The organism is Streptomyces sp. NPDC037203, assembly GCF_055605065.1.
This window is the reverse complement of sequence record NZ_JBVJUC010000011.1, coordinates 108,796-134,587: the sequence shown is the minus strand read 5'-3', so window position 1 is coordinate 134,587 and position 25,792 is coordinate 108,796. Positions and strand designations below refer to the sequence as shown.

The following is a 25,792-nucleotide window of genomic DNA, read 5'->3' as shown; positions in this document are numbered from 1 at the left end:
GGGGCGGCTCGGGATTCTCGTCCCGCGCCACCCCGCCTTCCGCTGGGGTTCAGCCCTTGAGCTGCTCGTACGCCGGCAGGGTCAGGAAGTCGGCGTAGTCCTCGTCCAGGGACACCCGCAGCAGCAGGTCGTGCGCCTCCTGCCAGTGCCCGGCGGCGAAGGACTCCTCGCCGATCTCCTCCCGGATGCGGTCGAGTTCCTCGGCGGCGACCTTGCGGGCCAGCTCGGGCGTCGCCTTCTCGCCGTTCTCGAACTCGACGCCCGCGTTGATCCACTGCCAGATCTGGGAGCGGGAGATCTCGGCGGTGGCCGCGTCCTCCATCAGGTTGAAGATGGCGACCGCACCGAGGCCGCGCAGCCACGCCTCGATGTAACGGATGCCCACCTGCACGGCGTTGACCAGACCTGCGTACGTCGGCTTCGCCTCCAGCGAGTCGACGGCGATCAGATCGGCGGCCGTCACGTGCACGTCCTCGCGCAGCCGGTCCTTCTGGTTCGGCCGGTCGCCCAGGACCCGGTCGAAGGACTCCATGGCGATCGGCACCAGGTCGGGGTGGGCGACCCAGGAGCCGTCGAAGCCGTCGTTCGCCTCGCGGTCCTTGTCGGCGCGGACCTTCTCGAAGGCCACCTTGTTGACCTCCGCGTCCCGGCGGGAGGGGATGAAGGCCGCCATGCCGCCGATGGCGTGCGCGCCGCGCTTGTGGCAGGTGCGCACGAGGAGTTCGGTGTAGGCGCGCATGAACGGGGCGGTCATCGTCACCGCGTTGCGGTCCGGCAGGACGAACTTGGGCCCGCCGTCACGGAAGTTCTTCACGATGGAGAACAGGTAGTCCCAGCGCCCCGCGTTCAACCCCGAGGCGTGGTCGCGGAGTTCGTAGAGGATCTCCTCCATCTCGTAGGCCGCCGTGATGGTCTCGATCAGCACGGTGGCGCGGATGGTGCCCTGCGGGATGCCCAGGTAGTCCTGCGCGAACACGAACACGTCGTTCCACAGGCGGGCTTCCAGGTGCGACTCGGTCTTCGGCAGGTAGAAGTACGGGCCCTTGCCGAGGTCCAGCAGCCGCTGGGCGTTGTGGAAGAAGTACAGGCCGAAGTCCACGAACGCGCCCGGCACATGGCGGCCGTCGGCGTCGGCGAGGTGCCGCTCGTCCAGGTGCCAGCCGCGCGGGCGCACGACGACGGTCGCCAGCTCCTCGTCCGGCCGCAGCGCGTACGACTTCCCGGTCCTCGGGTCGGTGAAGTCGATGGTGCGGGTGTACGCGGCGATCAGGTTGAGCTGGCCGAGGACGACGTTCTCCCAGGTGGGCGCGGAGGCGTCCTCGAAGTCGGCGAGCCACACCCTGGCGCCCGAGTTGAGCGCGTTGATGGTCATCTTGCGGTCGGTGGGGCCGGTGATCTCGACGCGCCGGTCGTTCAGCGCGGCCGGAGCCGGAGCGACCCGCCAGGAGTCGTCCGCGCGGATGGTGGCGGTCTCCGGCAGGAAGTCGAGCGTGGAGGTGCGGGCGATCTCGGCGCGGCGCTCGGCCCGGCGGGCCAGGAGTTCGTCACGGCGCGGGGTGAACCGCCGGTGCAGCTCCGCCACGAAGGCGAGCGCCGCGTCCGTGAGGACCTCTTCCTGCCGGGGCAGGGGCTCGGCGTCGACGATGGCCAGCGGGGACGGCGCTGGTGCGGACATGAGCTGTCACTTCCTTCAGCGGTGGCACCACGTGCCAAGAGGCACGAAAGGGATGAATCGCGCCCGCTGTGCGGCCGGACGCTTCTGAGCAGTGGATACTAGTTTCCTCATTGTGGAACTTCAATGGTTTGTTGATGTCGAGATTCTCCGGGTCGAGGCAAGCTGACGCCGGGTGCCACCGGACCCGGCCGGCGACACCCCGTTCACTCAAGGTGGCTCAGGTCGGCCTCGGTGTCGATGTCGTACGGCCGCGCCACGTCCGCGCACTCCACCAGGTGGACGGCGTCCTCGTGGGCCTTCAGATAGGCGCGGGCGCCCCGGTCCCCGGTGGCGGCCTCCGCGATCCCCGCCCAGTGGGCCTCGCCGAACAGCACGGGATGCCCGCGCGTGCCGTCGTACGCCGCCGAGACCAGCGCGTGCTCGCCGTCGTACGCCCCGAGGACCCGCGCCACGGCGTCGGGGCCGATGCCCGGCTGGTCGACCAGGAACACCAGGGCCGCCCGTGCGTCCGTCCGGGCGAGCGCGGCGAGTCCGGCGCGCAGCGAGGAGCCCATGCCCCGCTCCCAGTCCGGATTGTCCACGAGGACGCAGCCGGCCAGGTCCGCCCGCTCGCGCACGTCGTCGGCGCGCGCGCCCAGGACGACATGGATCCGTGTCACCCCGGCCGCCCGCAGCACCCCCACCGCGTGTTCGACCAGCGGCCGCCCCCGGTGTTCGAGCAGTGCCTTGGGTCGTCCGCCGAGTCGTCTGCCGCCCCCGGCGGCCAGTACGAGACCGGCGACCTGCGCGGTGGGGTCCTGGATGTCCGTCATGGGTCCTGCATACCCGACCGCGGCCCGCCTGCCGGGATTCCGCGGGCCGAATTTCGGTCCGCCCTGTGGCGCTCCTTGGGCCGGGTGGCGTTTACTGGCCCGCGCACGACGGCGTGGCATGCCTGGGGAGGGCTGCTTTGCGGAGCTTGGGGCACAGGCCGGTGACCGGCGGTGAAGAGGACCCGAGGGTGACGGAGCTGCGTACGGCGGTCTCTCGCTTACGCCGCGAACTCGCCGCAGTGCGCGCGGACTTCCCGGACCGCGCGATAGCCGAGGAGGAACTGGCGGCGCTCGCCGCCATGGCCCGCGACGGCTTCCCGGAGATACCCCGGCTGCGTGGCTCCCTGCTGCTCCTCGCGGGCGCCATCGGCTCGATGAGCGCCCTGTCGGGGGCGCTGCGGCAGGTCAGGGCGGCGGTGGACCTGTTCGGGGAAGCCGCGCCGAGGGCGCTGCTGCCCCGCCCGGATCAGCCCTCCGACGCGAACAGCCCCCGCTCCTGAGCCCGTTCGCGGATGCGCCGGTACGGCGCGGTCGGCTTCCCGCACACCCCCACGCGGGGCAGCAGGAGCCGGTCCAGCGTCCCGGCGCCGCCCGGCACGCGGTGCCGGCCCTGCCCGGTGAGCAGGCGCATCAGGACCGGGTCGAGCCGGCCCACGCCCCGCACCGGCTTCGCCTCGGCAGGCCGGCGCCAGGTGTCAGGAGTGCCCGGCGACGCTCTCCCCGCGCTCCGGGGCGGCGTGGTGGTGCCGCTCGGCCTCGCGGAGCCGGGCCGGGGTGCGCGATGACCTCGAACGGCTCCCGTGCGCCGGGTTCCCCCACCTCACCGGCTCCCGCTCCGGAGCGGCCGGACCCGAGGGCCTACGCGCCGGAGCTCGCCAGTGACCGCGACAGCTCGGCCGCGACCTGCTGGAGCACCGGCACGATCTTCTCCGTCGCGGCCTCGGTCACCCGGCCCGCCGGCCCCGAGATGGAGATCGCCGCGGCCGTCGGGGAGTCGGGCACGCAGACGGCGAGGCAGCGCACCCCGATCTCCTGCTCGTTGTCGTCCACGGCGAACCCCTGCCTGCGCACCTCCGCCAGCGCGTCGAGGAAGCCCTCCGGCGTGGTGATGGTCTTGTCCGTCGCCGCGGGCATCCCGGTCCGGCCCAGCAGCGCCCGCACCTCGTCGTCCGGCACCGCCGAGAGCAGCGCCTTGCCGACGCCGGTGGAGTGCGGCAGCACCCGGCGGCCGACCTCGGTGAACATCCGCATCGAGTGCTTGGACGGCACCTGGGCCACGTACACGATCTCGTCGCCGTCCAGCAGCGCCATGTTCGCCGTCTCGCCGGTCTCCTCCACGAGCCGCGCCAGATACGGCCGCGCCCAGGTGCCGAGCAGCCGGGAGGCCGACTCGCCGAGCCGGATCAGCCGGGGGCCGAGCGCGTACCGCCGGTTGGGCTGCTGGCGCACATAGCCGCAGGCGACCAGCGTGCGCATCAGCCGGTGGATGGTGGGCAGCGGCAGCCCGCTGGTCGCGGACAACTCGCTGAGGCCGACCTCGCCACCCGCGTCCGCCATCCGTTCCAGCAGGTCGAAGGCGCGCTCAAGGGACTGGACCCCGCCCCCGCCGGAGACCTTGGCGGATTCGGGGGTGCTGGCGCTCGACGTGGGCACGGCACGTTCCTTTCGGGGCGGGCGGAGGGCAGCAGCCTACCCGGCGGACGGTTGACTCCCCGCTTGTGCGGAGCTACGTTCTGCTTGTCGGAATTCTAATTCCGCTTTGTGGAAACGTCTAGGATTCGTTCGCTCGTCCGCCGCCGGGTGGACGCCTCTTGACGGCACCGAACCGGGAGTGAAGACTCCTTCAACAGAACGTTGAAATCCGTTTCGTGGTTGTTTATCCCGCTCCTCGGGCGTCAATGCCCTGGGCGTCCGACGGTGGTACAGAAAGGGGTCCGGGTGTCCGACGCTGAACTGGTGCTGCGCTCGACACGCGTCATCACCCCGGAGGGGGCACGGGCCGCCGCGGTCGCCGTCTCCGCCGGGACGATCACGGCCGTACTGCCGTACGACGCCGGGGTCCCGGCCGGCGCGCGTCTCGTGGACGTCGGCGACGACGTGCTGCTGCCCGGCCTGGTCGACACCCATGTGCACGTCAACGATCCGGGCCGCACCGAGTGGGAGGGCTTCTGGACCGCCACCCGCGCCGCGGCCGCCGGCGGCATCACCACCCTCGTCGACATGCCGCTCAACTCCCTGCCGCCGACCACCACCGTCGAGCACCTGCGCATCAAGCGGGACGTGGCCCGCGACAAAGCGCACATCGACGTCGGCTTCTGGGGCGGCGCGCTGCCCGACAACGTCAAGGACCTGCGCCCGCTGCACGACGCCGGGGTCTTCGGCTTCAAGGCGTTCCTGTCCCCGTCCGGCGTGGACGAGTTCCCGCACCTCGACCAGGAGCAACTGGCCCGCTCGCTCGCCGAGATCGCCGGCTTCGGCGGCCTCCTGATCGTGCACGCCGAGGACCCGCACCACCTGGCCGCCGCCCCGCAGCAGGGCGGCCCCCGCTACGCCGACTTCCTCGCCTCGCGCCCGCGCGACGCCGAGGACACCGCCATCGCCGCGCTGATCGCCCACGCCCGCCGGCTGGACGCTCGGGTGCACGTGCTGCACCTGTCCTCCAGCGACGCGCTGCCGCTGATCCGCGCCGCCCGCGCCGACGGCGTCCGGATCACCGTGGAGACCTGCCCGCACTACCTCACCCTCACCGCCGAGGAAGTCCCCGACGGCGCCAGCGAGTTCAAGTGCTGCCCGCCGATCCGCGAGGCCGCCAACCAGGACCTGCTGTGGGCGGCGCTCGCCGACGGCACCATCGACTGCGTCGTCACCGACCACTCGCCCTCCACGGCCGACCTGAAGACCGGCGACTTCGCCACCGCCTGGGGCGGCATATCCGGCCTCCAGCTCAGCCTGTCCGCCGTGTGGACCGAGGCCCGCAGGCGCGGCCACACCCTGGAGGACGTCGTGCGCTGGATGTCCGCGCGCACCGCCGCCCTCGTCGGCCTCGACGCCCGCAAGGGCGCCATCGCCCCCGGCCACGACGCCGACTTCGCGGTCCTCGCCCCCGACGAGACCTTCACCGTCGACCCGGCGGGACTCCAGCACCGCAACCGGGTCACCGCGTACGCCGGCCGCACCCTGCACGGCGTCGTCAAGTCCACCTGGCTGCGCGGCCGACGCATCGTCGCCGACGGCGAGTTCACCCCGCCCCGGGGCACGCTGCTCGACCGCCCCTGAGCCCCGCCCGTCCGCGGGCCCCCAAGGCCCATCCGCCCGACTCCCGAGAGGAACCACTGATCACCGTGACGGCGACACCAGGTTTTACCGGCGACGCGAACCCCTACGGAGGCGGTGACCCGTACGCGGACTACCGCACCGCCGACTTCCCCTTCACCCAGTACGCCAACCTCGCCGACCGCCGCCTCGGCGCCGGTGTCGTCGCCGCGAACGACGAGTTCTTCGCCATGCGCGAGAACCTGCTGGTGCCCGAGCGCGCCGAGTTCGACCCCGAGCACTTCGGGCACAAGGGCAAGATCATGGACGGCTGGGAGACCCGGCGCAGGCGCGGCGCCTCCACCGAGGACCCCTGGCCCACCGCCGAGGACCACGACTGGGCGCTGATCCGCCTCGGCGCCCCCGGAGTGATCCGCGGCATCGTCGTGGACACCGCCCACTTCCGCGGCAATTACCCGCAGGCCGTCTCCGTCGAGGCCGCCTCCGTCCCCGGCTCGCCCTCGCCCGAGGAACTGCTCGGCGACGACGTCAAGTGGACGACCCTCGTGCCGCGCACCCCCGTCGGCGGCCACGCCGCCAACGGCTTCCCCGTCTCGCTGGAGCAGCGCTTCACCCACCTGCGGGTCAACCAGCACCCCGACGGCGGCATCGCCCGCCTGCGCGTGTACGGCGAAGTCGCCCCGGACCCCGCGTGGTTGTCGGCGCTGGGCGTCTTCGACGTGGTCGCGCTGGAGAACGGCGGCAGCGTCGAGGACGCCTCCGACCGCTTCTACTCCCCGGCCACCAACACCATCCAGCCCGGCCGCTCCCGCAAGATGGACGACGGCTGGGAGACCCGGCGCCGCCGCGACCGGGGCCACGACTGGATCCGCTACCGGCTCGTCACCCAGTCCCGCATCGGCGCCGTCGAGATCGACACCGCCTACCTGAAGGGCAACAGCGCCGGCTGGGCGTCGGTCTCGGTGTCCGACGGGGAGGACGGCGACTGGCGCGAGATCCTGCCCCGCACCCGCCTCCAGCCCGACACCAACCACCGGTTCGTGCTGCCGGAACCGGCCGTCGGCACCCACGCGCGCATCGACATCTACCCCGACGGCGGCATCTCGCGGCTGCGCCTGTACGGCTCCCCGACCGAGGCCGGGGCGGCGCGACTGGCCGCGCGCCACCAGGAACTGGGCGGCTGACACAGCGTCGGGAGAACCGAGGGGCGGGCACCGCGACCACGCGGGTGCCCGCCCCTCGTGCTGTCCGCGGTGCGTGCCGCACGTACAGCGAACCAGCAGGTGGCAGGGGGTGAACAGGGCCGAACGGCCCCATCGCCCAGGGCCGGACGGCACCGCGCCCCCGGTGCAATACTGGCGCGTCTTCCGGCCGGACCTCCGGTGCCGTGGGGCACGGTTCGTACGCCGCCGCCTGCTCTTGCGGCGAACCCGCCCACGGCGCCGGTGACATGCGCGGCGCCCCCGACCCGGCGCACCGCGCGGTCCACGCGAAGACGGCGCCGGAGATGCGCGCCGACCACCGCCGGGTACGGGGCCGGCACGGGAGGGCGGCGCGCCGGGAACCGCGAGGGAGAGAGCCAGTCCGTGAACACCACCAGCAGCGACGGCCGCGACGAATACCACGCACTCCTGGCCCGGCGGGACGCGATGCGCCTGCGCCGGCGGCTCCTGTCCCCGGCCGCCCGCCCGGACACGGGCACGGCGGGGCGGCCGGACGGCGCCCGAGGGGCCGGCGGGCAGCCGTACGACGGCGCCGCCGACCAGCGGATCATCATCCGCCAGCTGCCGCTGGTCACCCCCTTCGGCAAGCTCATCGGACACCTCTACGACGCCATGTTCGAGCGCCACCCCTATCTGCGCTCGCTCTTTCCCGACTCCATGGAGTTCCAGCGGGTCCATCTGGAACGCGCCTTCTGGTACCTCGTCGAACACCTCGACCGGCCGGGGGAGGTGGCCGAGTTCTGCGCCCGGCTCGGCCGCGACCACCGCAAACTCGGCGTGCGGCCCGTGCACTTCGAGGTGTTCGAGCAGGCGCTCGCCGAGGCCCTGCGGCGCAGCGCCGGCGCGCGCTGGAGCGAGGAGCTGGAGCAGGCGTGGCTGCGCATGGTGCGCTTCGCGGTCGCGGCCATGGTGGAGGGCGCAGCCGGCGCGCTGGCCGAACCGCCGTACTGGAACGGCACGGTGACCGCCCACGAGCTGCGCGGCCCCGGCCTCGCGGTGCTCCGGGTGCGCACCGCGGAACCGTTTCCCTACCAAGCCGGGCAGTACACCCGGATCCAGTCCCCACTGCTGCCGCTGACCTGGCGGCCGTACTCGATCGCCTGCGCGCCCCGCCCGGACGGCGAACTGGAGTTCCATGTCCGCCGCACCGGCCCCGGCGGGGTCAGCGACGCGCTGGTCACCGGGACCCGCGTCGGCGACCGGCTGCGCCTCGGCCCCGCACAGGGCGCCACGACCCTGGACGGCGACCTGGCGCGGGACCTCCTGATCGTGGCCGGCGGCACCGGCTGGGCCACCGCCCGCGCCCTGCTCGACGAGCTGTCCCGCAGCCCCCTGCACCGCGGCACCCACCTGTTCCTCGGCGCGCGCACCCTGGACGCGCTGTACGACACCGCCACCCTCGCCCGCCTGGAGAGGAACTGCCCCTGGCTGCGCGTCGTCCCGGTGATCGGCGAGGACGGCGGCGCCGCCGAGAGCGGCTCGGTGGCCGACGCGGTGGTCCGGCGCGGCGACTGGTCCGGGCACACCGCCTATGTCAGCGGGCCGCCCCTGATGGTCACCGCCACGGTCTGCGGCCTGACCGCACTGGCCCTGCCGCCCGACCGCATCCACCACGACCCCATCGACGGCACCCTGCCCCCGGCCGCGCGGCCGTCCCGGACGGGGGTGCCGGCGGCGATCACCGGGCGGTGAGCCGCGCCACGCGGGTGAGCCGCGCCACGCGCGTGCCGTGCCGGAACTCTTCGCCCGTCCTTCCTCGTTCTTCCGGGCGTGACCCTTCAGCAAGAGATCGTCGGCAACGCCATGCAGATGGCGGTCGTCAACCTGGACCCCGGCCAGACCGTGTACTGCGAGGCCGGGAAGTTCCTGTTCAAGACCACGAACGTGACCATGGAGACCCGGCTGTCCGGCCCCTCCGGGGGCGGCGGGCAGCAGGGCGGCGGGAGCGGCGGCATGGGCGGCCTGCTGCGCCAGGCCATGGGCACCGCCATGCAGGTCGGGCAGCGGATGCTGGCCGGGGAGTCGCTGGCCTTCCAGTACTTCACCGCGCAGGGCGGCCAGGGCACGGTCGGCTTCGCGGGCGTGCTCCCCGGCGAGATGCGCGCGCTGGAACTCGACGGCCACCGCGCCTGGTTCGCGGAGAAGGACGCGTTCGTGGCCGCCGAGTCCTCGGTGGAGTTCGGCATCGCCTTCGCGGGCGGCCGCACCGGTATGAGCGGCGGCGAGGGCTTCATCCTGGAGAAGTTCACCGGGCACGGCACCGTGATCATCGCCGGCGCGGGCAACTTCATCGACCTCAACCCGGCGGACTTCGGCGGCCGTATCGAGGTGGACACCGGCTGTGTGGTCGCCTTCGAGGAGGGCATCCAGTACGGCGTCCAGCGCGTCGGCGGCCTCAACCGCCAGGGCATCATGAACGCCGTCTTCGGCGGCGAGGGCCTCTCCCTGGCCACCCTGGAGGGCAACGGCCGCGTCATCCTGCAGTCCCTGACCATCGAGAGCCTCGCCAACGCCCTGAAGAAGGCCCAGGGCGGCGACAAACAGGGGCCGACGGGCGGCCTGTTCTCCACGCACGCCGGGTGAGCCCCGCCGGGCATCCCGCCCCCGCCGGGCATCCCGCCCCCGCCGGGCGGGGCCGCCCGGCCGCCGGTGAGCGCCCTGTGGCCGTCTTGTGGGTGCCTTGCGGAGGAAGGTGAACCCGTTGAAAAACCGGGCGTCCCGCGGGGGGATTCCACGGCATTGCCGTTGACATGTCCTTGTCTACGCGCGTCATCATGACGGCATGCGATTCCCCCCACACGCCGCCCGGTTCGGCGCCGCAGCCGCAGTCCTGTCCGCACTCCTCGTCGGCGGCACCGTCTCCGCCACCACGGCGAACGCGTCCGTCGTCTCCGCCGCCTCCGTCGGCAGCATCTGCCACAGCGCCCTGCCGCCGCAGGCCGACGACACCCTCGACCTGATCGCCGAGGGCGGCCCCTACCCCTACTCGCAGGACGGCACGGTTTTCTCCAACCGCGAGGGCGTCCTGCCCAGCCAGTCCTCGGGCTACTACCACGAGTACACCGTGGTCACCCCCGGCGCCCCCACCCGCGGCGCCCGCCGCATCGTCACCGGCGAGCGCAGCCAGGAGGACTACTACACCTCCGACCACTACGCGACGTTCGACCTGATCGACTTCGACTGCTGACACACCGCCGACCGACCACCGACCCACACCGACCTCGCCCCGCGGCCCCCACCCCCACCGACGGCCGCGGGGCGAGCCCGTGGCGCTCCTCCCCGGTGCTCCCGGTCGCCGCTCTCAGCCGGCTCCGGACTCCGGCGCCGTCGGGATCTCCGCCATCGCCACCGCCCGCCGCTCCCGGCGCGAGATCTCGCATGCTTCGGCGATCCGCAGGGCCTGGAGGGCCTCCCGGCCGTCGCAGGGGTTGGGGCGTTCGCCGCGCAGCACGTCCACGAAGGCGCACAACTCGGCCTCGTACGCGGGGGCGAAGCGTTCCAGGAAGCCGGTCCAGGGCTTGTCCGCGGGCGGCGGCCCGGTCGGCTCGGTGGAGGCGAGCGGCGTACGGTCGTCCAGGCCGACCACCACCGTGTCCCGTTCCCCGGCCAGCTCCATCCGGACGTCGTAGCCCGCGCCGTTCGTGCGGGTCGCGGTCGCGGTGGCCAGGGTGCCGTCGTCCAGGGTGAGCAGAGCCGCGCCGGTACAGGCGTCGCCCGCCTCGCGGAACATCGCGGGGCCCGCGTCCGAGCCGACCGCGTAGACGTCGCTCACCTCGCGGCCCGTCACCCAGCGCAGGATGTCGAAGTCGTGCACGAGCGTGTCCCGGAACAGCCCGCCGGACAGCGCCGGCCAGTCGGCCGGGGGAGGGGACTGGTCGCAGGTCAGGGCCCGTACGGTGTGCAGCCGGCCGAGCCGTCCGGCGCGCACCGCCTCGCGCGCCCCGGCGTACCCCGCGTCGAAGCGGCGCTGGAAGCCCATCTGGAGCACGGTGCCCGCCGCCGCCACCTCGGCGAGCGCCTGGAACGTGCCCGCGAGGTCCAGGGCGATCGGCTTCTCGCAGAAGACCGGCAGGCCCGAGCGCGCCGCCCGGCCGATCAGCTCGGCGTGGGCCGCGGTCGTCGTGGTGATCACCACCGCGTCCACGCCCCAGCGGAAGATCTCGTCCACTCCCGGCGCCGCCGTCTCGCCGAGGCGCTGCGCGAGGCGCTGCGCCCGCGGCGGATCGGCGTCCGTGAGGATCAGCGAGCCGACCTCGCGGTGGCGGCTGAGCGTGTTCGCGTGAAGGGTGCCGATGCGGCCCGTACCGATGACCCCGATGCGCATGGACAACAAAGTGACGGTGCGGGCGGCCCCTGTCAATTCGTATGTCAGGACAATCGGACTTCACGACTTCCCGTCAACTGCGCACAGGGCTACGCTCGGGCCCGTGCCGAAACCAGAAGTGGACCCGACCGCCGCGCTCGGACTCCGCGTGGACCGCGGTTCGCCGGTGCCGCTGTACTTCCAGCTGTCCCAGCAGCTCCAGGCCGCGATCGAGCACGGCGGCCTCACGCCCGGCAGCCTGCTGGGCAACGAGATCGAGCTGGCCGCGCGGCTCGGCCTGTCCCGGCCCACCGTCCGCCAGGCGATCCAGTCCCTGGTCGACAAGGGTCTGCTGGTGCGCCGCCGGGGCGTCGGTACCCAGGTGGTGCACAGCCGCGTCAAGCGCCCGCTGGAGCTGAGCAGCCTCTACGACGACCTGGAGGCGGCGGGCCAGCGCCCCGCGACGCGGGTCCTGGTCAACACCGTCGTCCCGGCCTCCCCCGAGATCGCCGCCGCGCTCAAGGTCGCCGAGGGCGGCGACGTCCACCGCGTGGAGCGGCTCCGGCTCGCGCACGGCGAACCGATCGCCTACCTGGTCAACCACCTGCCGACCGGCCTGCTCGACCTGGACACCGCCCAGCTGGAGGCGACCGGTCTGTACCGGCTGCTGCGCGCCGCCGGGATCACCCTGCACAGCGCCCGCCAGTCGATCGGCGCCCGCGGCGCCACCGCCGCGGAGGCCGAACGGCTCGGCGAGGCCGACGGCGCCCCGATGCTCACCATGTGCCGCACCGCCTACGACGACACCGGCCGCGCGGTCGAGTACGGCGACCACACCTACCGGCCGAGCCGCTACGCCTTCGAGTTCCAGCTGCTCGCACGGCCCTGACCGGCCGCTCGCACGGCACCGGCCGCGGCCGCGCGTTCGTCGCATTGTCCGGACAAGGTGACCGGGATCTCCTCCCCGGCCGTCGGGCCGCCGCCCCCGGTGACCGATACTGAAGTGTTTGGGGCTGGTGCGGTCACCGCCGGGACACACCGACGGTGAGGTCGCCCGCCCCATCGGCACGTCGGAGCAAGGACAGCTGAGAGTCAGCTGGAGACAGCGAGAAGGGCACGCCTCGTGGCACGGTTTCGGACCTGGGCAGTCATGGCGCTCGCAGGGGCACTCTCGGTGACCCTGGCGGGGTGCAGCAGCACCGGCGGGAAGCGGGCCGAGGACGCCCGCAAGGCCGCCGTCGCCCAGGGCAGGTCGGCGGTGAACACCCCCCGCTGGACCTTCGCGATGATCACGCACTCGGGAGACGGCGACACCTTCTGGGACATCGTGCAGAGCGGCGCCAAGCAGGCCGCCGTCAAGGACAACATCAACTTCCTGTACTCGCACGACGACGACGCCCAGCAGCAGGCCCAGCTGGTGGACGCGGCGGTCGACAAGAAGGTCGACGGCATCATCGTCACCCTGGCGAAGCCGGACGCCATGAAGGCCGCCGTCCAGCGCGCCGAGAAGGCCGGCATCCCGGTGATCACGGTCAACTCCGGCTCCGAGGTGTCCAAGGCGTTCGGCGCGCTCACCCACATCGGCCAGGACGAGACCATCGCCGGTGAGGCCGTCGGCGACGAGCTGAACAAGCGCGGCCGGAAGAAGGCCCTGTGCGTGCTGCACGAACAGGGCAACGTGGGCCACGAGCAGCGTTGCGACGGCGTCGCCAAGACCTTCAAGGGCACGCTCCAGAAGCTCTACGTCAACGGCACGAACATGCCCGACGTGCAGTCCGCCATCGAGGCCAAGCTCCAGGCCGACAAGTCGGTGGACAGCGTCATCACCCTCGGCGCGCCCTACGCCGACACCGCCGTCAAGGCCAAGAACGACGCGGGCAGCAAGGCCGAGGTGGACACCTTCGACCTGAACGCGCAGGTCGCGGCCTCGCTGAAGAACGGCACCCTGGGCTTCGCGGTGGACCAGCAGCCGTACCTCCAGGGCTACGAGGCGGTCGACCTGCTGTGGGCCTACAAGTACAACGGCGACGTCCTCGGCGGCGGCAAGCCGGTGCTGACCGGCCCGCAGATCATCACCAAGGACCAGGCGGCCACGCTGGCGCCGTACACCGAGCGGGGCACCCGATGACCGCGGACCACCGGACCGCGGCGCCGGCGGTCGACGAGCGGCTGCTGCGGACCTCCCCGCTGAAGAAGCTCCTCGCCCGCCCCGAACTGGGCTCGGTCGTCGGCGCCCTCGCCGTCTTCGTCTTCTTCGCCTTCGTCGCCGACGGCTTCCTGCGCGCCCCCAGCCTCAGCACCGTCCTGTACGCCTCCTCGACCATCGGGATCATGGCCGTACCGGTCGCCCTGCTGATGATCGGCGGGGAGTTCGACCTGTCGGCCGGTGTCCTCGTGACGTCCTCGGCGCTGATCTCCTCGATGTTCAGCTACCAGATGACGGCGAACACCTGGGTCGGCGTCGGCGTGTCCCTCCTGGCCAGCCTCGCCATCGGCGCCTTCAACGGCTTCATGCTCACCCGCACCAGGCTCCCCAGCTTCATCATCACGCTGGGCACCTTCCTGATGCTGTGCGGCATGAACCTCGGGTTCACCAAGCTGATCGACGGCACGGTCTCCACCAAGACCATCGCCGACATGCAGGGCTTCTCCAGCGCCCGCGCCGTCTTCGCCTCGACGGTCACCGTCGGCGGCGTCGACTTCAAGATCACCATCCTGTGGTGGCTCGCCCTGGTCGCCCTCGGCTCCTGGATCCTGCTGCGCACCCGCGTCGGCAACTGGATCTTCGCGGTCGGCGGCAACGAGGACGCGGCCCGCGCGGTCGGCGTGCCCGTGGCCAGGACCAAGATCGGCCTCTACATGGGTGTCGCGTTCGGCGCCTGGATCTCCGGCCAGCACCTGCTGTTCTCCTTCGACGCCGTGCAGTCCGGCGAGGGCGTCGGCAACGAGCTGATCTACATCATCGCGGCCGTCATCGGCGGCTGCCTGATCACCGGCGGCTACGGCAGCGCGGTCGGCTCGGCGGTGGGCGCCCTGATCTTCGGCATGACCAGCAAGGGCATCGTCTTCGCCGAGTGGAACCCCGACTGGTTCAAGTTCTTCCTCGGAGCGATGCTGCTCCTCGCGACCCTGCTCAACGCCTGGGTCCGCAAGCGCGCGGAGGCGACGACATGACGGACGAGATGCCGACGACGGCACAGACGGACGAGACGCCGGCTGCTTCGGCGGACGGGACGGCACCCGCGGCGACGCCCCTGGTCGAACTGTCCGGCGTCGGCAAGCACTACGGCAACGTCCGCGCCCTGGACGGCGTCTCCCTCCAGGTGCACGCGGGCGAGATCACCTGCGTCCTCGGCGACAACGGCGCGGGCAAGTCCACCCTGATCAAGATGATCGCCGGGCTGCACCAGCACGACGCCGGCACCCTGCGCATCGAGGGCGAGGAGACCCGCCTCGCCTCCCCGCGCGAGGCCCTGGACCGGGGCATCGCCACCGTCTACCAGGACCTGGCCGTCGTGCCCCTGATGCCGGTCTGGCGCAACTTCTTCCTCGGCTCCGAGCCGCGCACGGGCACCGGCCCCTTCAAGCGCATGGACACCGCCCTGATGCGCCGCACCACCCGCGAGGCGCTGCTGCGCATGGGCATCGACCTGCGCGACGTCGACCAGCCCATCGGCACCCTCTCCGGCGGCGAACGCCAGTGCGTGGCCATCGCCCGCGCCGTCCACTTCGGCGCCAAGGTCCTCGTCCTGGACGAGCCGACCGCCGCCCTGGGCGTCAAGCAGTCGGGCGTGGTCCTCAAGTACGTCGCCGCGGCCCGCGACGAGGGCCTGGGCGTCGTCCTGATCACCCACAACCCGCACCACGCCTACCTGGTGGGGGACAGGTTCGTGCTGCTGCGCCGCGGCGCGATGGTGGGCAATCACACACGGGACGAGATCACCCTGGACGAGCTGACCGCGCAGATGGCCGGCGGCTCCGACCTGGACGTCCTGCGCCACGAACTCCAGCGCGACTGAGGGTCCGCGGGGGCGCGGCGGTCAACCGGGACATCCCCGTGATCGCCCGCCCCCGGCCCGTGCCCCGTACGACACGCTTACCGTCGTTGAGGCACAATCGACCAACGATGAGCACCTACCGCGACCTCACGGCCCCCATCGGCTCCCGCCGTGCCCCCGTCCTGCGCACGGTCGGAACGCGGGAGCGCCGGTCCCACCTGACGGCCCCCCGTGTCCCCACCGTCGGCATCGACATCGGCGGCACCAAGGTGATGGCGGGCGTCGTGGACGCCGACGGCAACATCCTGGAGAAGCTCCGCACGGAGACCCCGGACAAGTCCAAGAGCCCCAAGGTCGTCGAGGACACCATCGTCGAGCTGGTCCTGGACCTCTCCGACCGGCACGACGTGCACGCGGTCGGCATCGGCGCCGCGGGCTGGGTCGACGCGGACCGCAACCGAGTCCTTTTCGCCCCCCACCTGTCCTGGCGCAACGAACCGCTGCGCGACCGGCTCAGCGGCCGCCTCTCCGTGCCGGTGCTCGTGGACAACGACGCCAACACCGCCGCCTGGGCCGAGTGGCGCTTCGGCGCCGGACGCGGCGAGGACCACCTGGTGATGATCACACTGGGCACCGGTATCGGCGGCGCGATCCTGGAGGACGGCCAGGTCAAGCGGGGCAAGTTCGGTGTCGCGGGCGAGTTCGGGCATATGCAGGTCGTGCCCGGCGGCCACCGCTGCCCGTGCGGCAACCGCGGCTGCTGGGAGCAGTACAGCTCCGGGAACGCCCTGGTGCGCGAGGCCCGTGAGCTGGCCCAGGCCGACTCGCCGGTCGCCTACGGCATCATCGAGCACGTCAAGGGCAACATCGGCGACATCACCGGGCCGATGATCACCGAGCTGGCCCGCGAGGGCGACGCGATGTGCGTGGAGCTGCTCCAGGACATCGGGCAGTGGCTCGGCGTCGGCATCGCCAACCTGGCCGCCGCCCTCGACCCCTCCTGCTTCGTCATCGGCGGCGGCGTCTCGGCCGCCGACGATCTGCTCATCGGCCCCGCCAGGGACGCCTTCAAGCGCCATCTCACCGGCCGCGGCTACCGCCCCGAAGCCCGTATCACCCGCGCCCAGCTCGGCCCCGAGGCCGGCATGGTGGGCGCGGCCGACCTGGCCCGCCTGGTCGCCCGCCGGTTCCGGCGCGCCAAGCGCCGCCGGGTCGAACGGTACGAGCGCTACGAGCGGTACACCCAGGCCCGCCGCGAACGGGACACCGCATGACCACCTCCGTGCCCCGCCAGGCCGCCCCGCCGGAGCCGGCGCGGCGGCCCCCCGAGGACCCCCGGCACAAGGCCCGGCGCCGGGCGCTCACCCTGCTGATCATCGTGCTGCTCATCGGCGTGCCGGCCGGCTATCTGGTGATCTCGGCGAACCAGAGCCGCAACAGCGGCAAGGACAAGGAAGCCAAGTACTCGGCGACCGGCCTCACCGCCGGCTGGCCGTCGAAGGTGCAGCGCCGCCTCTACCAGGTGAACGTCCCGCGCCCGGCCGACCACATCGCCTCGTACGAGACCAACAACTGGAAGACCAGCCGCCTGTACGTGCAGTTCCGCACCAACCCGGCCGGCCTGGACACCTTCCTCCAGTCCATGGGCGCCCGCCGCGACGAGCTGAAGAAGGGCGACATCGCGGTGAGCGCCCGCGACCGCAAGGTCAGCGGCTGGACCTTCGGCGGCTCCGGCCCCTGGTACGGCCTCACCCACACCCAGAAGAACCCGGCTCCCACCCAGGACGTGGTCGTGAACCTGTCCGACCCCGGCTTCCCGATGGTGTACGTGGTGTCGAGGACGGTGCCGTAGCGAGCTGTCCCGGCGGGCGCCGTGCGAGCGGTCGTGACCGGCCCCGGCCCGGTGTCGTCGCCGGGCCCGGCCCCCTGTCCGCGCGGTCACGGCCGGTGCCGGGGCCGGTTGTCAGACCCCGCCCGTAGAGTCGGAGACGACTGGTCCGATGTGCGGGCGGGAGGTGGCAGAAGTATGAGCGGTGTGGTGGCGACGGCCGAGCGGGCGGTGGTGTCCGGCGGCGACCGGGTGCCGGTGCGCCTGGCCGCCCTCTACCTGCCCGCACCGCTGCCGCGCGACGGCCGCATCGCCTTCTGGGACCCCGCGGGCGACCCCCTGCCCCCCGCGTCCGCCGACCCCGAGGAGCTGACCGTCGTACGCCGGCACGGCGACGGAGTACGCCGCCGGCAGGTACCCGCGCTCGGCCTGCCGCTCGCCGAGGCGCTGCCCCTGCTGGTCCGCGCCCGCCGGGACCCCGCCGCGCACCCGGCCACGGCCTGCTGGGGCGCCGCCGCGCTGCACGCCCTGCGGCTCGTGGCCCGAGGGCGGCTGCTGCCCGGCCTCACCCCGAGCGGCCTCGACGCCTGGCGCGCCGGACCGCTGGAGCCCGAGGACATCGCCCACCTGCGCGCGATCGCCGCCGCCCTCCCCCCGGAGGGACACGCCGTGCCGCTGCCGGACCCCGGCCCGCTGCGGCTGCCCGAGCCGGAGGCGCTGGTCCGCTCCTTCCTGGACGCCATCGCCGACACGCTGCCCCGCACCCCCGCCGCCGCCCACGCCCTGGGCCGCCCCTTCGCCGCGCCCGAGCCCCAGCCCCTGCCGGGGGCCCACGCATGGGCGGCCGAGGTCGCCGCGGGCATGGACGCGGGCGTGCGCATCTCGCTGCGCCTGGACCTGTCCGCGTACGACGCCTTCGACTCCGGCGCCGACGCGGGCACCCGCGCCGCCGGGGCGGCGATCGTGCAGGTCCACAGCCTCGCCGACCCCACCCTGGTGACCGACGCGGCAGCCCTGTGGGCGGGCGAGGCCGACACCGCCTTCGGCCCCCGCGCGCGCGTCGGCGCGGCCCTCGCCGTGCGCCGCGCCGGGCGGGTCTGGCCGCCCCTGGACCGGCTCGCCGAACAGGACGTGCCCGACGTCCTCGCCCTGTCCGAGGAGGAGCTGGGCGACCTGCTCGGCGTCGCCGCGGGCCGGCTGGCCGCCGCCGGGGTCGCCGTGCACTGGCCGCGCGACCTCGCCCGCGACCTCACCGCCACCGCCGAGGTACGGCCCGCGCCCGGCTCCGCGACCGACGGCACCGGCTTCTTCGAGAGCGGGGACCTGCTGCGCTTCAGCTGGCGGCTCGCCCTCGGCGGCGACCCGCTGGACGAGGCCGAGATGGACGCCCTCGCCGAGGCCCACCGCCCCGTCGTACGGCTCCGGGACCGCTGGGTCCTCGTCGATCCCGCCCTCGTCCGCAAGGCACGCAAGCGGGAACTGGGCCTGCTCGACCCGGTCGACGCGCTGTCCGTGGCGCTCACCGGCACCGCCGAGATCGACGGCGAGCGGGTCGAGGCCGTACCCGTCGGCGCCCTCGCCGCCCTCCGCGACCGGCTCACCGCGGGCCTGCGCCCCGCCGAGCCGCCCGCCGGGCTGGCCGCCACCCTGCGCGACTACCAGCTGCGCGGCCTCGCCTGGCTGGACCTGATGACCTCCCTCGGCCTCGGCGGCTGCCTCGCCGACGACATGGGCCTCGGCAAGACCGTCACCCTCATCGCCCTGCACCTGAAGCGGGCGCGCCGCGAACCCACCCTCGTGGTCTGCCCCGCCTCGCTGCTGGGCAACTGGCAGCGGGAGATCAACCGGTTCGCCCCCGGCGTCCCCGTCCGCCGCTTCCACGGCACCGAACGCACCCTGGCCGCCCTCGACGGCGGCTTCGTCCTGACCACGTACGGCACCATGCGCTCCGCCGCGCCCCAACTCGCCGGACACGCCTGGGGAATGGTCGTCGCGGACGAGGCCCAGCATGTGAAGAACCCCTACTCGGCCACCGCCAGGGCACTGCGCACCATCAAGGCCCCCGCGCGCGTCGCGCTCACCGGCACCCCGGTGGAGAACAACCTCTCCGAGCTGTGGGCCCTGCTCGACTGGACCACCCCCGGACTCCTCGGCCCGCTGAAGTCCTTCCGCGCCCGGCACGCCCGCGCGGTGGAGAACGGCGAGGACCAGGAGGCCGTGGACCGGCTCGCCCGCCTGGTCCGGCCGTTCCTGCTGCGCCGCAAGAAGTCCGACCCCGGCATCGTCCCGGAGCTGCCGCCCAAGACCGAGACCGATCACCCGGTGCCGCTCACCCGCGAACAGGCCGCGCTGTACGAGGCGGTGGTGCGCGAGTCGATGCTGGCCATCGAGACCGCCGAGGGCATCGCCCGCAGGGGCCTGGTCCTGAAGCTGCTCGGCGCGCTGAAGCAGATCTGCGACCATCCGGCGCTGTATCTGAAGGACGACGCGTCCGCTGACCGGCTGGTCCACCGCTCCGGCAAACTCGCCCTGCTGGACGAGCTGTTGGACACGGTCCTCGCCGAGGACGGCTCGGCACTGGTCTTCACCCAGTACGTCGGCATGGCCCGGCTGATCACCGCCCACCTGTCCGCCCGCGCGGTCCCCGTGGACCTGCTGCACGGCGGCACCCCGGTGCCGGAGCGCGAGCGCATGGTCGACCGCTTCCAGGACGGTCGGACACCGGTGCTCGTGCTCTCCCTGAAGGCCGCGGGCACCGGCCTCAACCTCACCCGCGCCGGACATGTCGTGCACTTCGACCGCTGGTGGAACCCGGCCGTCGAGGAACAGGCCACCGACCGCGCCTACCGCATCGGCCAGACCCAGCCCGTCCAGGTCCACCGCCTGGTCACCGAGGGCACGGTCGAGGACCGCATCGCCGAGATGCTCGCCGCGAAACGGGCGCTCGCCGACGCCATCCTCGGCTCCGGCGAGGCCGCCCTCACCGAACTGACCGACCGCGAACTGACCGACCTCGTCTCCCTGCGGAGCACCCCATGACCCCCGCCGACGGCGCCCACCCGGCCGACCTCGCCCGCGAGGCCCTGCGGGCGGCCCGGCGCGGGGCACGGCCCCTGCCGGAGCCGGAACCGGGGACGCCGCCGGAGGGGCCGGCCGCCGGAAACGGGGGCGAGGACCACGATGCGGGGACCGACCTCGGCGCGGTGGCGGGCCGCGGTGACGACGCCGAGCGGGCGGAGGTGCCGGGGCTCGACGGCACCGACGGCCGCGGCAGTGCCGCAGTCCCCGGAGACTCCGGAGCCGGGGGAACCGCCGGGCGCCTTGACGGTCGTACCGACGAGCGCGCGCCGAGGCCGGCGGATGCCGCGAGGGCCGCGCTGCGGGCCGCCGCCACCGACGAGGGCGCCGAACGCGCGCAACAGCGGACGGAACCAGGGGACGGGACACACCCGCCGGAAGCCGAACCGCGCCCCGCCCCGGACCCCGAGCCCCGCCCGGACGCAGCCCCCGCCCCCCGCCCCGGCGACATCGCCCGAGAAGCACTGCGGGCCGCCCGGCGCGGGGCGTCGCGGGCGGAGGCGGAGCGTGCCGGGCGGCGTACGTCCGGGCGTGCGCCGGAGGCCGGCGCCGGAACCCGTGGCGGAGCCGTGCTCTGCGCCGCGGATTCCTCCGGGCCCGCCGCCGACGCCTCCCGTGCCGCGCGGCTGCGCGCCGCCGGTGAGATGCGGCAGTTCCTGAAGAACGCCTTCCGGATGCCGCCGGAGACCGACACCGCGCCGGAGGACGCCCCCGAGCCCGAGCCGTCCGGACCCGCCGACGCCGCGCCCGCCCACGCCGAACCCGAGCCCACCGGAGCCGCCCCCGCTCTCCCCGAACCCGGAGCCGAGGCCGCGCCCGCCGTCCCGCACGTGCCGCCGACCATGGCCACGCCGCACCGGGACGGTGAACACCGGCGTACGTTCCCGGCGTTCGCGCCCCGCGGGGAGCGGGCCGGGCAGGGGCCGTTCGCCGGGACCTGGTGGGGCAACGCGTGGGTGGCGGCGCTGGAGCGGGGCGCGCTGGACGCCAAGCGGGTGGCGCGCGGCCGGGGGTACGCGGACCAGGGGCATGTGGACGCGATCACCGTCACTCCGGGATCGGTCCTCGCCTACGTACGGGGCAGCCGGCCCCGCCCGTACCGCGTCCAAGTGCGGGTGCGGACGCTGGCGGACGCCGAGTGGGAGCGGTTCCTGGACGCGGCGGCCGACCGGCCCGGCCATATCGCCGCCCTCCTCGACAAGGAACTGCCGCACTCCCTCGCCGACTGCGGGGTCCCGCTGCTGCCCGGTCCCGGCGATCTCGCCCCGCGGTGCAACTGCCCCGACTCCGGCCACCCCTGCAAGCACGCCGCCGCCCTGTGCTACCAGACGGCGCGGCTGCTCGACGCCGACCCCTTCGTGCTGCTGCTCCTGCGCGGCCGGGGCGAGCGGGAACTGCTCGACGCGCTCTCCCGGCGCAGCGCCGCCCGCGCGGCCCGCGACGGACAGGGCAGGCCGCCCGCGTCCCTGCCCGGCATACGCGCCACCGAGGCCCTCGCCCCGCGCGACCTGCCCGCGCTGCCCCCGCCGGCGCCGGTCCCCGCGCACCCCGAGCAGCCCCCGGCGTACCCCGCCGCGCCCGGCGGCCCGGACCCGTTCGCGCTGGACCAGCTGGCGACCGACGCCGCCGCCCGCGCGCACGCGCTGCTCGCCACCGGACGCGACCCGGTCGGCGGACTGTCGCTGTGGCAGGACGCGGTGCGGCTCGCCGCGGCCCGGCCCGGCTCCGGACTGACCGCGACGACCCGCGCCCTCTACGCGACCCTCGCGCGGGCCACCGACCGCACCCCGGCCGACCTCGCGCGGGCCGTCGCCGCCTGGCGGCAGGGCGGGGCGGAGGGGCTGGCCGTCCTGGAGGAGCCGTGGGACCCGCCGGCCGGCCGTTTCGACCGGGCCCGGCCGCTGCTGCTCGCCGCCGACCTGCCCGCCTTCCGGCCCTGGCGCAACCGGCTCACCCATCCGCTCGGCCATGTGCAGCTCCGGCTGGGCCGCGACGGACTGTGGTACGTCTACGAGTCCGAGCCCGGCGAGGACGACTGGTGGCCCCGCGGCACCCCCGACCTGGACCCCGTCGGCGCGCTCACCGGACTCGGCGGCACCTGACCGAACGGTCCCGCCGGCACGCGGTCCCGCAGAAACAGCGAAAGGCAAAAGGCCGGTGCCGGCAGCGTGGGAGCTGCCGACACCGGCCTTCGGCGCGGGGACCGCGTGGATCAGTGCGATCAGTACGCCGAGTTGACGTTGTCGATCGAACCGTAGCGGTGGGCGGCGTAGTTGGCCGCGGCGGTGATGTTCGCCACCGGGTCGGTGATGTTCTTCGGGGTACCGGCGACGTGGTACGCGTTGAAGGTGGGGGAGATCACCTGGAGCAGGCCCTTGGAGGGGACACCGTTCTTGGCGTTGACGTCCCAGTTGTTCTGGGCGTTCGGGTTGCCGCCGGACTCGCGCATGATGTTGCGCTTCAGACCGTCGTAGCTACCGGGGATGCCCTTGGCCTTCATGATGGCGAGGGACTGCTTGATCCAGCCGTCCAGGTTGTTGCCGGAGCCCGCCTTGGCGGCGGTGGTGTGCGAGGCCTTGACCACAGAGGCGTGCACCTGGGGCATCTCGGCGGCCTGCGCGTTGGTCGGCACCAGGGTCAGGGCCGCGGCAGCGGCTCCGGTGGCGGCGAGACCGGTGACGGCGAGGCGGGCGATGCGGGTGCGGGTGGTGGCCATGGTCATGCGTGAACTCTTCCTCTGGGGGACAAGGTCGTGCCTGCCGCGAGGATCGCGGTGGCGGTGGGGCGGTGTGCCCCGCGCTGCGGGTGGGACCGGGCGAATGGTTCCGGCGGATATCCGCTCGGTCCGGCCCGTTGCTTCCCGGCAACGACAGCAATGGTTAGCCGGGGCCGAAGTGCTTGGCAAGGATGTGACGTACTACCCTACTTCGGAGCAATGCCCGATATGTACCGATATGGAGACGCCTGCGCAGCTCAGGGCGTTCCGTTCCTACGGTCCTGCCTAGGACGTGATCTGGCTCCTATGGGTGGCGTCACAGGATCGGGCCCCAAAACAGCCCGAAACGGGCCTTTTTCGGGGGAGGGGTGTCGGCGGCGCGGGGTATCACGGAGGGGCGATTCGGGAACCTGCCGTAAGCAATGCGTCACTCGCTGTGTGAAATCCAGTGCTCGCCGCGGCATCCCCGTTGATCGCCGGGCTTGACGGGGGCCCCGGCGCAAACTGATGATCTTGCCGGACACCCTGACGTTCCCCCGTCGCTGCCGCGACCCAAGGAGAGGGCACCCCTTCTATGGACACCGCGCCGGACGCCGCATCTGCAACGCCCTGGACCATCGCCGTGCTGGGTCCCGGAGGCGTCGGCGGCCTTCTCGCGGCCCTGCTCTCCCGCGCCGGGCACCGGGTGATCTGCCTGGCGGGCGAGGACACCGCGCGGACGCTGGCCAGGGACGGCATCCGGGTTTCCAGCGGGGAGCACGGCGACTTCACCGCCCGTGTGGAGGCCGACACCGAACTGCGCGAGCCCGCGGACCTGTGCCTGGTCACCGTCAAGCACACCGCGCTGGACGCGGCCCTCGACCGGCTCCCGGCCCGCTTCGCACGGGGCTTCGTGCTGCCCCTGCTCAACGGCGTCGAGCACATCGCCGCGCTGCGGGAACGGTACGGCGCGCAGCGGGTCGTACCGGCCGTGATCCGGGTCGAGTCCACCCGTACCGCCGCGGGTGTCATCGAGCACGGCAGCCCCTTCACCGAGATCGACGTGGCCGGCGCGGACGAGGCCCGGCTCGCACCGCTGGGCGCCGTGCTGGACGGCGCCGGGATCGCGACGCGCACGGTCGCGGACGAGAACGCCGCGCTCTGGGCGAAGCTGGCCTTCCTCGCGCCCTTCGCCCTGCTCACGACGCGCTACGGGCTGCCGATCGGCGGCATCCGGGACGAGCACCCGGAGGAGCTGGCGGCGCTGGTCGAGGAGACCGCCGCGGTGAGCCGGGCCTGCGGGGGACCGGGGGACGCCACCCGGATCCTGGCGCGCTACGAGGCGTTCCCGGCGCGCAGCAAGTCCTCCATGCTGCGGGACGCGGAGGCCGGCCGGGCGCTGGAACTGGACGCGATCGGCGGCGCCGTACTGCGGGCGGCCGAGCGGCACGGCATCCAGGTGCCCCTCGCCACCCGCCTGGTCGCGGAACTCACGGACGGCGCGACGACGGCCCCCTCCGCCTGACCGCGTGGCCGCCGGGGCGCGGGGCCGCGGCTCCCTCTGTCCGTGACCGGCGGCGCGGATCAGCACGCTCCCGCCACGGGATCGTACGAGCGTCCCGAAGCCCATGTCGGCCGGTGCCGTGGTCGACCTCAAGCAGGTCCCGTCCTTCATCGCCTACGGCCGGCAGGCGGTTCCGGTACGGCTGGACGGCTGAGGCACCCCCGGATCCGGTGGGGGAGCGGGGTGCCCCACCGGATCGTGCGCGGCGTCGAAGCCGGACGTGAGGTGGCGGCGCAGCCAGGCGCCGACTCTGCGGTCCACCAGGTGGTTGAGCACGGCCGACAGGGCGAGCGAGAAGCACAGCCCGAGGGCGATGGCGGGGACCAGGCCGAGCGCGGGCAGCGCCTTGAGCAGCCCGCGCACGACCGGTATGCCCAGGCTCTGGTGGACCAGGTAGAACGGGTAGGTCAGGGCGCCCGCGTAGACCAGCGCGCGCCAGCGCAGCCGGCCGAGGGGGCCGGGTCCGGACAGGGCGAGCAGCAGCAGGAAGACCGTGAGGATGGCGGCGCACACGCCCCAGCCCGGCGTCCCCCCGCGGCCCGCGGGGGCGGCGTGCGCGGCGACCCGGTCGCCCAGCAGGGTCAGCGTGTAGCACCAGGCGAATCCGGTGAGCAGCCACAGCAGCAGGTTCGGGCCGAAGCGGTGCATCAGATAGAGGGCCATGCCCGCCACGAACAGCCCGGCGTACTGGGTGAGCAGGAACTCGTCCAGCACGGCGGAGTGCAGTTCGCGGCCGATGGCGGCGAGGGTCAGCCACAGCAGGCAGAAGGCGATGGTGCGGCGGTAGGTGAGGCCGATCAGCAGGAGCACCGCCATCAGCAGGTAGAACCGGGCTTCCACCCAGAGCGTCCAGGCGACCCCGTCGGTGGTGCGCAGACCGAGCGGTCCGGGCAGCATGGTCAGGTTGCCGAGGGTGGTGCGCAGGTCGGTGGGTGCTCCGGGCCGCTGTCCGGCGAGCCGGGCGATCCAGGCGACGGCGACGATGGCGAGGACGACCGTCCAGTAGAGCGGGAAGAGGCGGGCGATCCGGGAGACCGCGAACTGCGTGGGGGTGCGCCCCCAGCAGCTCATGCAGATGGCGAACCCGCTGATCAGGAAGAACGCCTCGACACCGAGCCAGCCGTAGCGGCTCAGCGCGTGCAGCACGGGGGCGGTCCGGGTCAGGTCGTAGGTGCCCCAGAAGTGCGGAGTGGGGGTGCCGAGGTAGTGGTAGGCGGCCACACCGGCCGCCGCGAGCAGGCGCAGGGCGTCCACGGCGGCGAGCCGGCCGCCGCCCGCCGCGCCTCTGCTGCGGGCGGCCGGCGGCGGGAGGGGGACGGGGACAGCGGTGACGGACATGGTGA

At 73.5% G+C, this 25,792-nt stretch carries 22 protein-coding genes; 15 read left to right on the top strand and 7 right to left on the bottom strand.

Annotated elements, in window-relative coordinates:
* Nucleotides 1-49: 49 nt before the first annotated feature.
* Both aceB and ACZ7EC_RS26665 read right to left on the bottom strand, forming a co-directional pair.
* Nucleotides 50-1,675, bottom strand: coding sequence for a malate synthase A (gene aceB / locus ACZ7EC_RS26670; protein ID WP_471066417.1), 1,626 nt, complete (start codon nt 1,673-1,675; stop codon nt 50-52).
* Between the two features lie 203 nt (nt 1,676-1,878).
* Nucleotides 1,879-2,487, bottom strand: a complete 609-nt coding sequence (locus ACZ7EC_RS26665; RefSeq protein ID WP_471066415.1) for a nucleotidyltransferase family protein — start codon at nt 2,485-2,487, stop codon at nt 1,879-1,881.
* Between the two features lie 161 nt (nt 2,488-2,648).
* Between ACZ7EC_RS26665 and ACZ7EC_RS26660 the strand changes: the two genes are divergently transcribed.
* Entirely contained in the window at nt 2,649-2,987 is a 339-nt protein-coding gene (locus tag ACZ7EC_RS26660) for a DUF5955 family protein (protein WP_471066413.1), read from the top strand.
* On the opposite strand, the gene ACZ7EC_RS26655 is transcribed toward ACZ7EC_RS26660, so the two are convergent.
* Entirely contained in the window at nt 2,954-3,142 is a 189-nt protein-coding gene (locus ACZ7EC_RS26655) for a hypothetical protein (RefSeq protein WP_471066411.1), read from the bottom strand. The two genes, ACZ7EC_RS26660 and ACZ7EC_RS26655, sit on opposite strands and share 34 nt — an antisense overlap.
* Nucleotides 3,143-3,345: 203 nt before the next feature.
* Nucleotides 3,346-4,140, bottom strand: coding sequence for an IclR family transcriptional regulator (locus tag ACZ7EC_RS26650; RefSeq protein WP_471066410.1), 795 nt, complete (start codon nt 4,138-4,140; stop codon nt 3,346-3,348).
* 285 nt (nt 4,141-4,425) lie between these two features.
* Here ACZ7EC_RS26650 and allB point away from each other — a divergent pair, with 285 nt between their 5' ends.
* The 5 genes from allB to ACZ7EC_RS26625 all read left to right on the top strand — a co-directional run bounded on the left by allB (nt 4,426) and on the right by ACZ7EC_RS26625 (nt 10,170).
* Nucleotides 4,426-5,763 carry an allantoinase AllB gene (gene allB, locus ACZ7EC_RS26645; RefSeq protein ID WP_471066408.1) on the top strand — a complete coding sequence of 446 codons (1,338 nt, stop codon included), beginning with the start codon at nt 4,426-4,428 and terminating at the stop codon, nt 5,761-5,763.
* A 65-nt stretch (nt 5,764-5,828) separates the two neighbouring features.
* Nucleotides 5,829-6,944, top strand: coding sequence for an allantoicase (alc, locus tag ACZ7EC_RS26640; protein WP_471066406.1), 1,116 nt, complete (start codon nt 5,829-5,831; stop codon nt 6,942-6,944).
* A gap of 402 nt (nt 6,945-7,346) precedes the next feature.
* Nucleotides 7,347-8,675, top strand: coding sequence for a globin domain-containing protein (locus tag ACZ7EC_RS26635; protein ID WP_471066405.1), 1,329 nt, complete (start codon nt 7,347-7,349; stop codon nt 8,673-8,675).
* Between the two features lie 78 nt (nt 8,676-8,753).
* Nucleotides 8,754-9,566, top strand: a complete 813-nt coding sequence (locus ACZ7EC_RS26630; RefSeq protein WP_397983277.1) for an AIM24 family protein — start codon at nt 8,754-8,756, stop codon at nt 9,564-9,566.
* 199 nt (nt 9,567-9,765) lie between these two features.
* The gene (locus ACZ7EC_RS26625) at nt 9,766-10,170 is read left to right on the top strand and encodes a ribonuclease (protein WP_471066403.1); all 405 of its coding nucleotides are present in this window, start codon (nt 9,766-9,768) and stop codon (nt 10,168-10,170) included.
* Between the two features lie 114 nt (nt 10,171-10,284).
* On the opposite strand, the gene ACZ7EC_RS26620 is transcribed toward ACZ7EC_RS26625, so the two are convergent.
* Entirely contained in the window at nt 10,285-11,307 is a 1,023-nt protein-coding gene (locus ACZ7EC_RS26620) for a Gfo/Idh/MocA family protein (protein ID WP_471066401.1), read from the bottom strand.
* A 118-nt stretch (nt 11,308-11,425) separates the two neighbouring features.
* On the opposite strand from ACZ7EC_RS26620, the gene ACZ7EC_RS26615 reads away from it, so the two are divergent.
* The 8 genes from ACZ7EC_RS26615 to ACZ7EC_RS26580 all read left to right on the top strand — a co-directional run bounded on the left by ACZ7EC_RS26615 (nt 11,426) and on the right by ACZ7EC_RS26580 (nt 22,292).
* The gene (locus ACZ7EC_RS26615; protein ID WP_471066607.1) at nt 11,426-12,175 is read left to right on the top strand and encodes a GntR family transcriptional regulator; all 750 of its coding nucleotides are present in this window, start codon (nt 11,426-11,428) and stop codon (nt 12,173-12,175) included.
* A gap of 234 nt (nt 12,176-12,409) precedes the next feature.
* Nucleotides 12,410-13,414, top strand: coding sequence for a sugar ABC transporter substrate-binding protein (locus ACZ7EC_RS26610; protein ID WP_471066399.1), 1,005 nt, complete (start codon nt 12,410-12,412; stop codon nt 13,412-13,414).
* Nucleotides 13,411-14,460, top strand: coding sequence for an ABC transporter permease (locus ACZ7EC_RS26605; RefSeq protein WP_471066397.1), 1,050 nt, complete (start codon nt 13,411-13,413; stop codon nt 14,458-14,460). The genes ACZ7EC_RS26610 and ACZ7EC_RS26605 overlap by 4 nt, the downstream gene beginning before the upstream one ends.
* A complete protein-coding gene (locus ACZ7EC_RS26600; RefSeq protein ID WP_471066605.1) occupies nt 14,427-15,305 on the top strand; it encodes an ATP-binding cassette domain-containing protein in 879 nt (292 codons plus the stop codon). The genes ACZ7EC_RS26605 and ACZ7EC_RS26600 overlap by 34 nt, the downstream gene beginning before the upstream one ends.
* A 107-nt stretch (nt 15,306-15,412) precedes the next feature.
* Nucleotides 15,413-16,558: an ROK family glucokinase gene (locus ACZ7EC_RS26595; RefSeq protein ID WP_397983271.1), complete on the top strand. Its 1,146-nt coding sequence runs from the start codon at nt 15,413-15,415 to the stop codon at nt 16,556-16,558.
* Nucleotides 16,555-17,136: a sugar kinase gene (locus ACZ7EC_RS26590; RefSeq protein ID WP_471066395.1), complete on the top strand. Its 582-nt coding sequence runs from the start codon at nt 16,555-16,557 to the stop codon at nt 17,134-17,136. Before ACZ7EC_RS26595 ends, ACZ7EC_RS26590 begins: the two co-directional genes overlap by 4 nt.
* Nucleotides 17,137-17,310: 174 nt before the next feature.
* The gene (locus ACZ7EC_RS26585) at nt 17,311-20,151 is read left to right on the top strand and encodes a DEAD/DEAH box helicase (protein ID WP_471066393.1); all 2,841 of its coding nucleotides are present in this window, start codon (nt 17,311-17,313) and stop codon (nt 20,149-20,151) included.
* Nucleotides 20,148-22,292, top strand: coding sequence for an SWIM zinc finger family protein (locus tag ACZ7EC_RS26580; protein ID WP_471066392.1), 2,145 nt, complete (start codon nt 20,148-20,150; stop codon nt 22,290-22,292). Before ACZ7EC_RS26585 ends, ACZ7EC_RS26580 begins: the two co-directional genes overlap by 4 nt.
* 119 nt (nt 22,293-22,411) lie before the next feature.
* Here ACZ7EC_RS26580 and ACZ7EC_RS26575 read toward each other — a convergent pair whose 3' ends face one another.
* Nucleotides 22,412-23,095 (bottom strand): transglycosylase SLT domain-containing protein, encoded by a 684-nt coding sequence (locus ACZ7EC_RS26575; protein ID WP_471066390.1) that lies wholly within the window; start codon nt 23,093-23,095, stop codon nt 22,412-22,414.
* Between the two features lie 385 nt (nt 23,096-23,480).
* Here ACZ7EC_RS26575 and ACZ7EC_RS26570 point away from each other — a divergent pair, with 385 nt between their 5' ends.
* The gene (locus ACZ7EC_RS26570; RefSeq protein ID WP_471066389.1) at nt 23,481-24,410 is read left to right on the top strand and encodes a ketopantoate reductase family protein; all 930 of its coding nucleotides are present in this window, start codon (nt 23,481-23,483) and stop codon (nt 24,408-24,410) included.
* 153 nt (nt 24,411-24,563) lie between these two features.
* On the opposite strand, the gene ACZ7EC_RS26565 is transcribed toward ACZ7EC_RS26570, so the two are convergent.
* Nucleotides 24,564-25,787 carry an acyltransferase family protein gene (locus ACZ7EC_RS26565; RefSeq protein WP_471066387.1) on the bottom strand — a complete coding sequence of 408 codons (1,224 nt, stop codon included), beginning with the start codon at nt 25,785-25,787 and terminating at the stop codon, nt 24,564-24,566.
* Between the last annotated feature and the right edge of the window lie 5 nt (nt 25,788-25,792).

What these genes read in the sequence shown, in the direction of transcription:
- ACZ7EC_RS26580 (WP_471066392.1), top strand. Translation starts at nt 20,148, where the DNA reads ATGACCCCCGCCGACGGCGCCCACCCGGCCGACCTCGCCCGCGAGGCC.
- ACZ7EC_RS26620 (WP_471066401.1), bottom strand. Translation starts at nt 11,307, where the DNA reads ATGCGCATCGGGGTCATCGGTACGGGCCGCATCGGCACCCTTCACGCG.
- ACZ7EC_RS26565 (WP_471066387.1), bottom strand. Translation starts at nt 25,787, where the DNA reads ATGTCCGTCACCGCTGTCCCCGTCCCCCTCCCGCCGCCGGCCGCCCGC.
- ACZ7EC_RS26590 (WP_471066395.1), top strand. Translation starts at nt 16,555, where the DNA reads ATGACCACCTCCGTGCCCCGCCAGGCCGCCCCGCCGGAGCCGGCGCGG.
- ACZ7EC_RS26625 (WP_471066403.1), top strand. Translation starts at nt 9,766, where the DNA reads ATGCGATTCCCCCCACACGCCGCCCGGTTCGGCGCCGCAGCCGCAGTC.
- ACZ7EC_RS26665 (WP_471066415.1), bottom strand. Translation starts at nt 2,487, where the DNA reads ATGACGGACATCCAGGACCCCACCGCGCAGGTCGCCGGTCTCGTACTG.
- ACZ7EC_RS26585 (WP_471066393.1), top strand. Translation starts at nt 17,311, where the DNA reads ATGAGCGGTGTGGTGGCGACGGCCGAGCGGGCGGTGGTGTCCGGCGGC.
- aceB (WP_471066417.1), bottom strand. Translation starts at nt 1,675, where the DNA reads ATGTCCGCACCAGCGCCGTCCCCGCTGGCCATCGTCGACGCCGAGCCC.
- ACZ7EC_RS26595 (WP_397983271.1), top strand. Translation starts at nt 15,413, where the DNA reads ATGAGCACCTACCGCGACCTCACGGCCCCCATCGGCTCCCGCCGTGCC.
- ACZ7EC_RS26570 (WP_471066389.1), top strand. Translation starts at nt 23,481, where the DNA reads ATGGACACCGCGCCGGACGCCGCATCTGCAACGCCCTGGACCATCGCC.
- ACZ7EC_RS26605 (WP_471066397.1), top strand. Translation starts at nt 13,411, where the DNA reads ATGACCGCGGACCACCGGACCGCGGCGCCGGCGGTCGACGAGCGGCTG.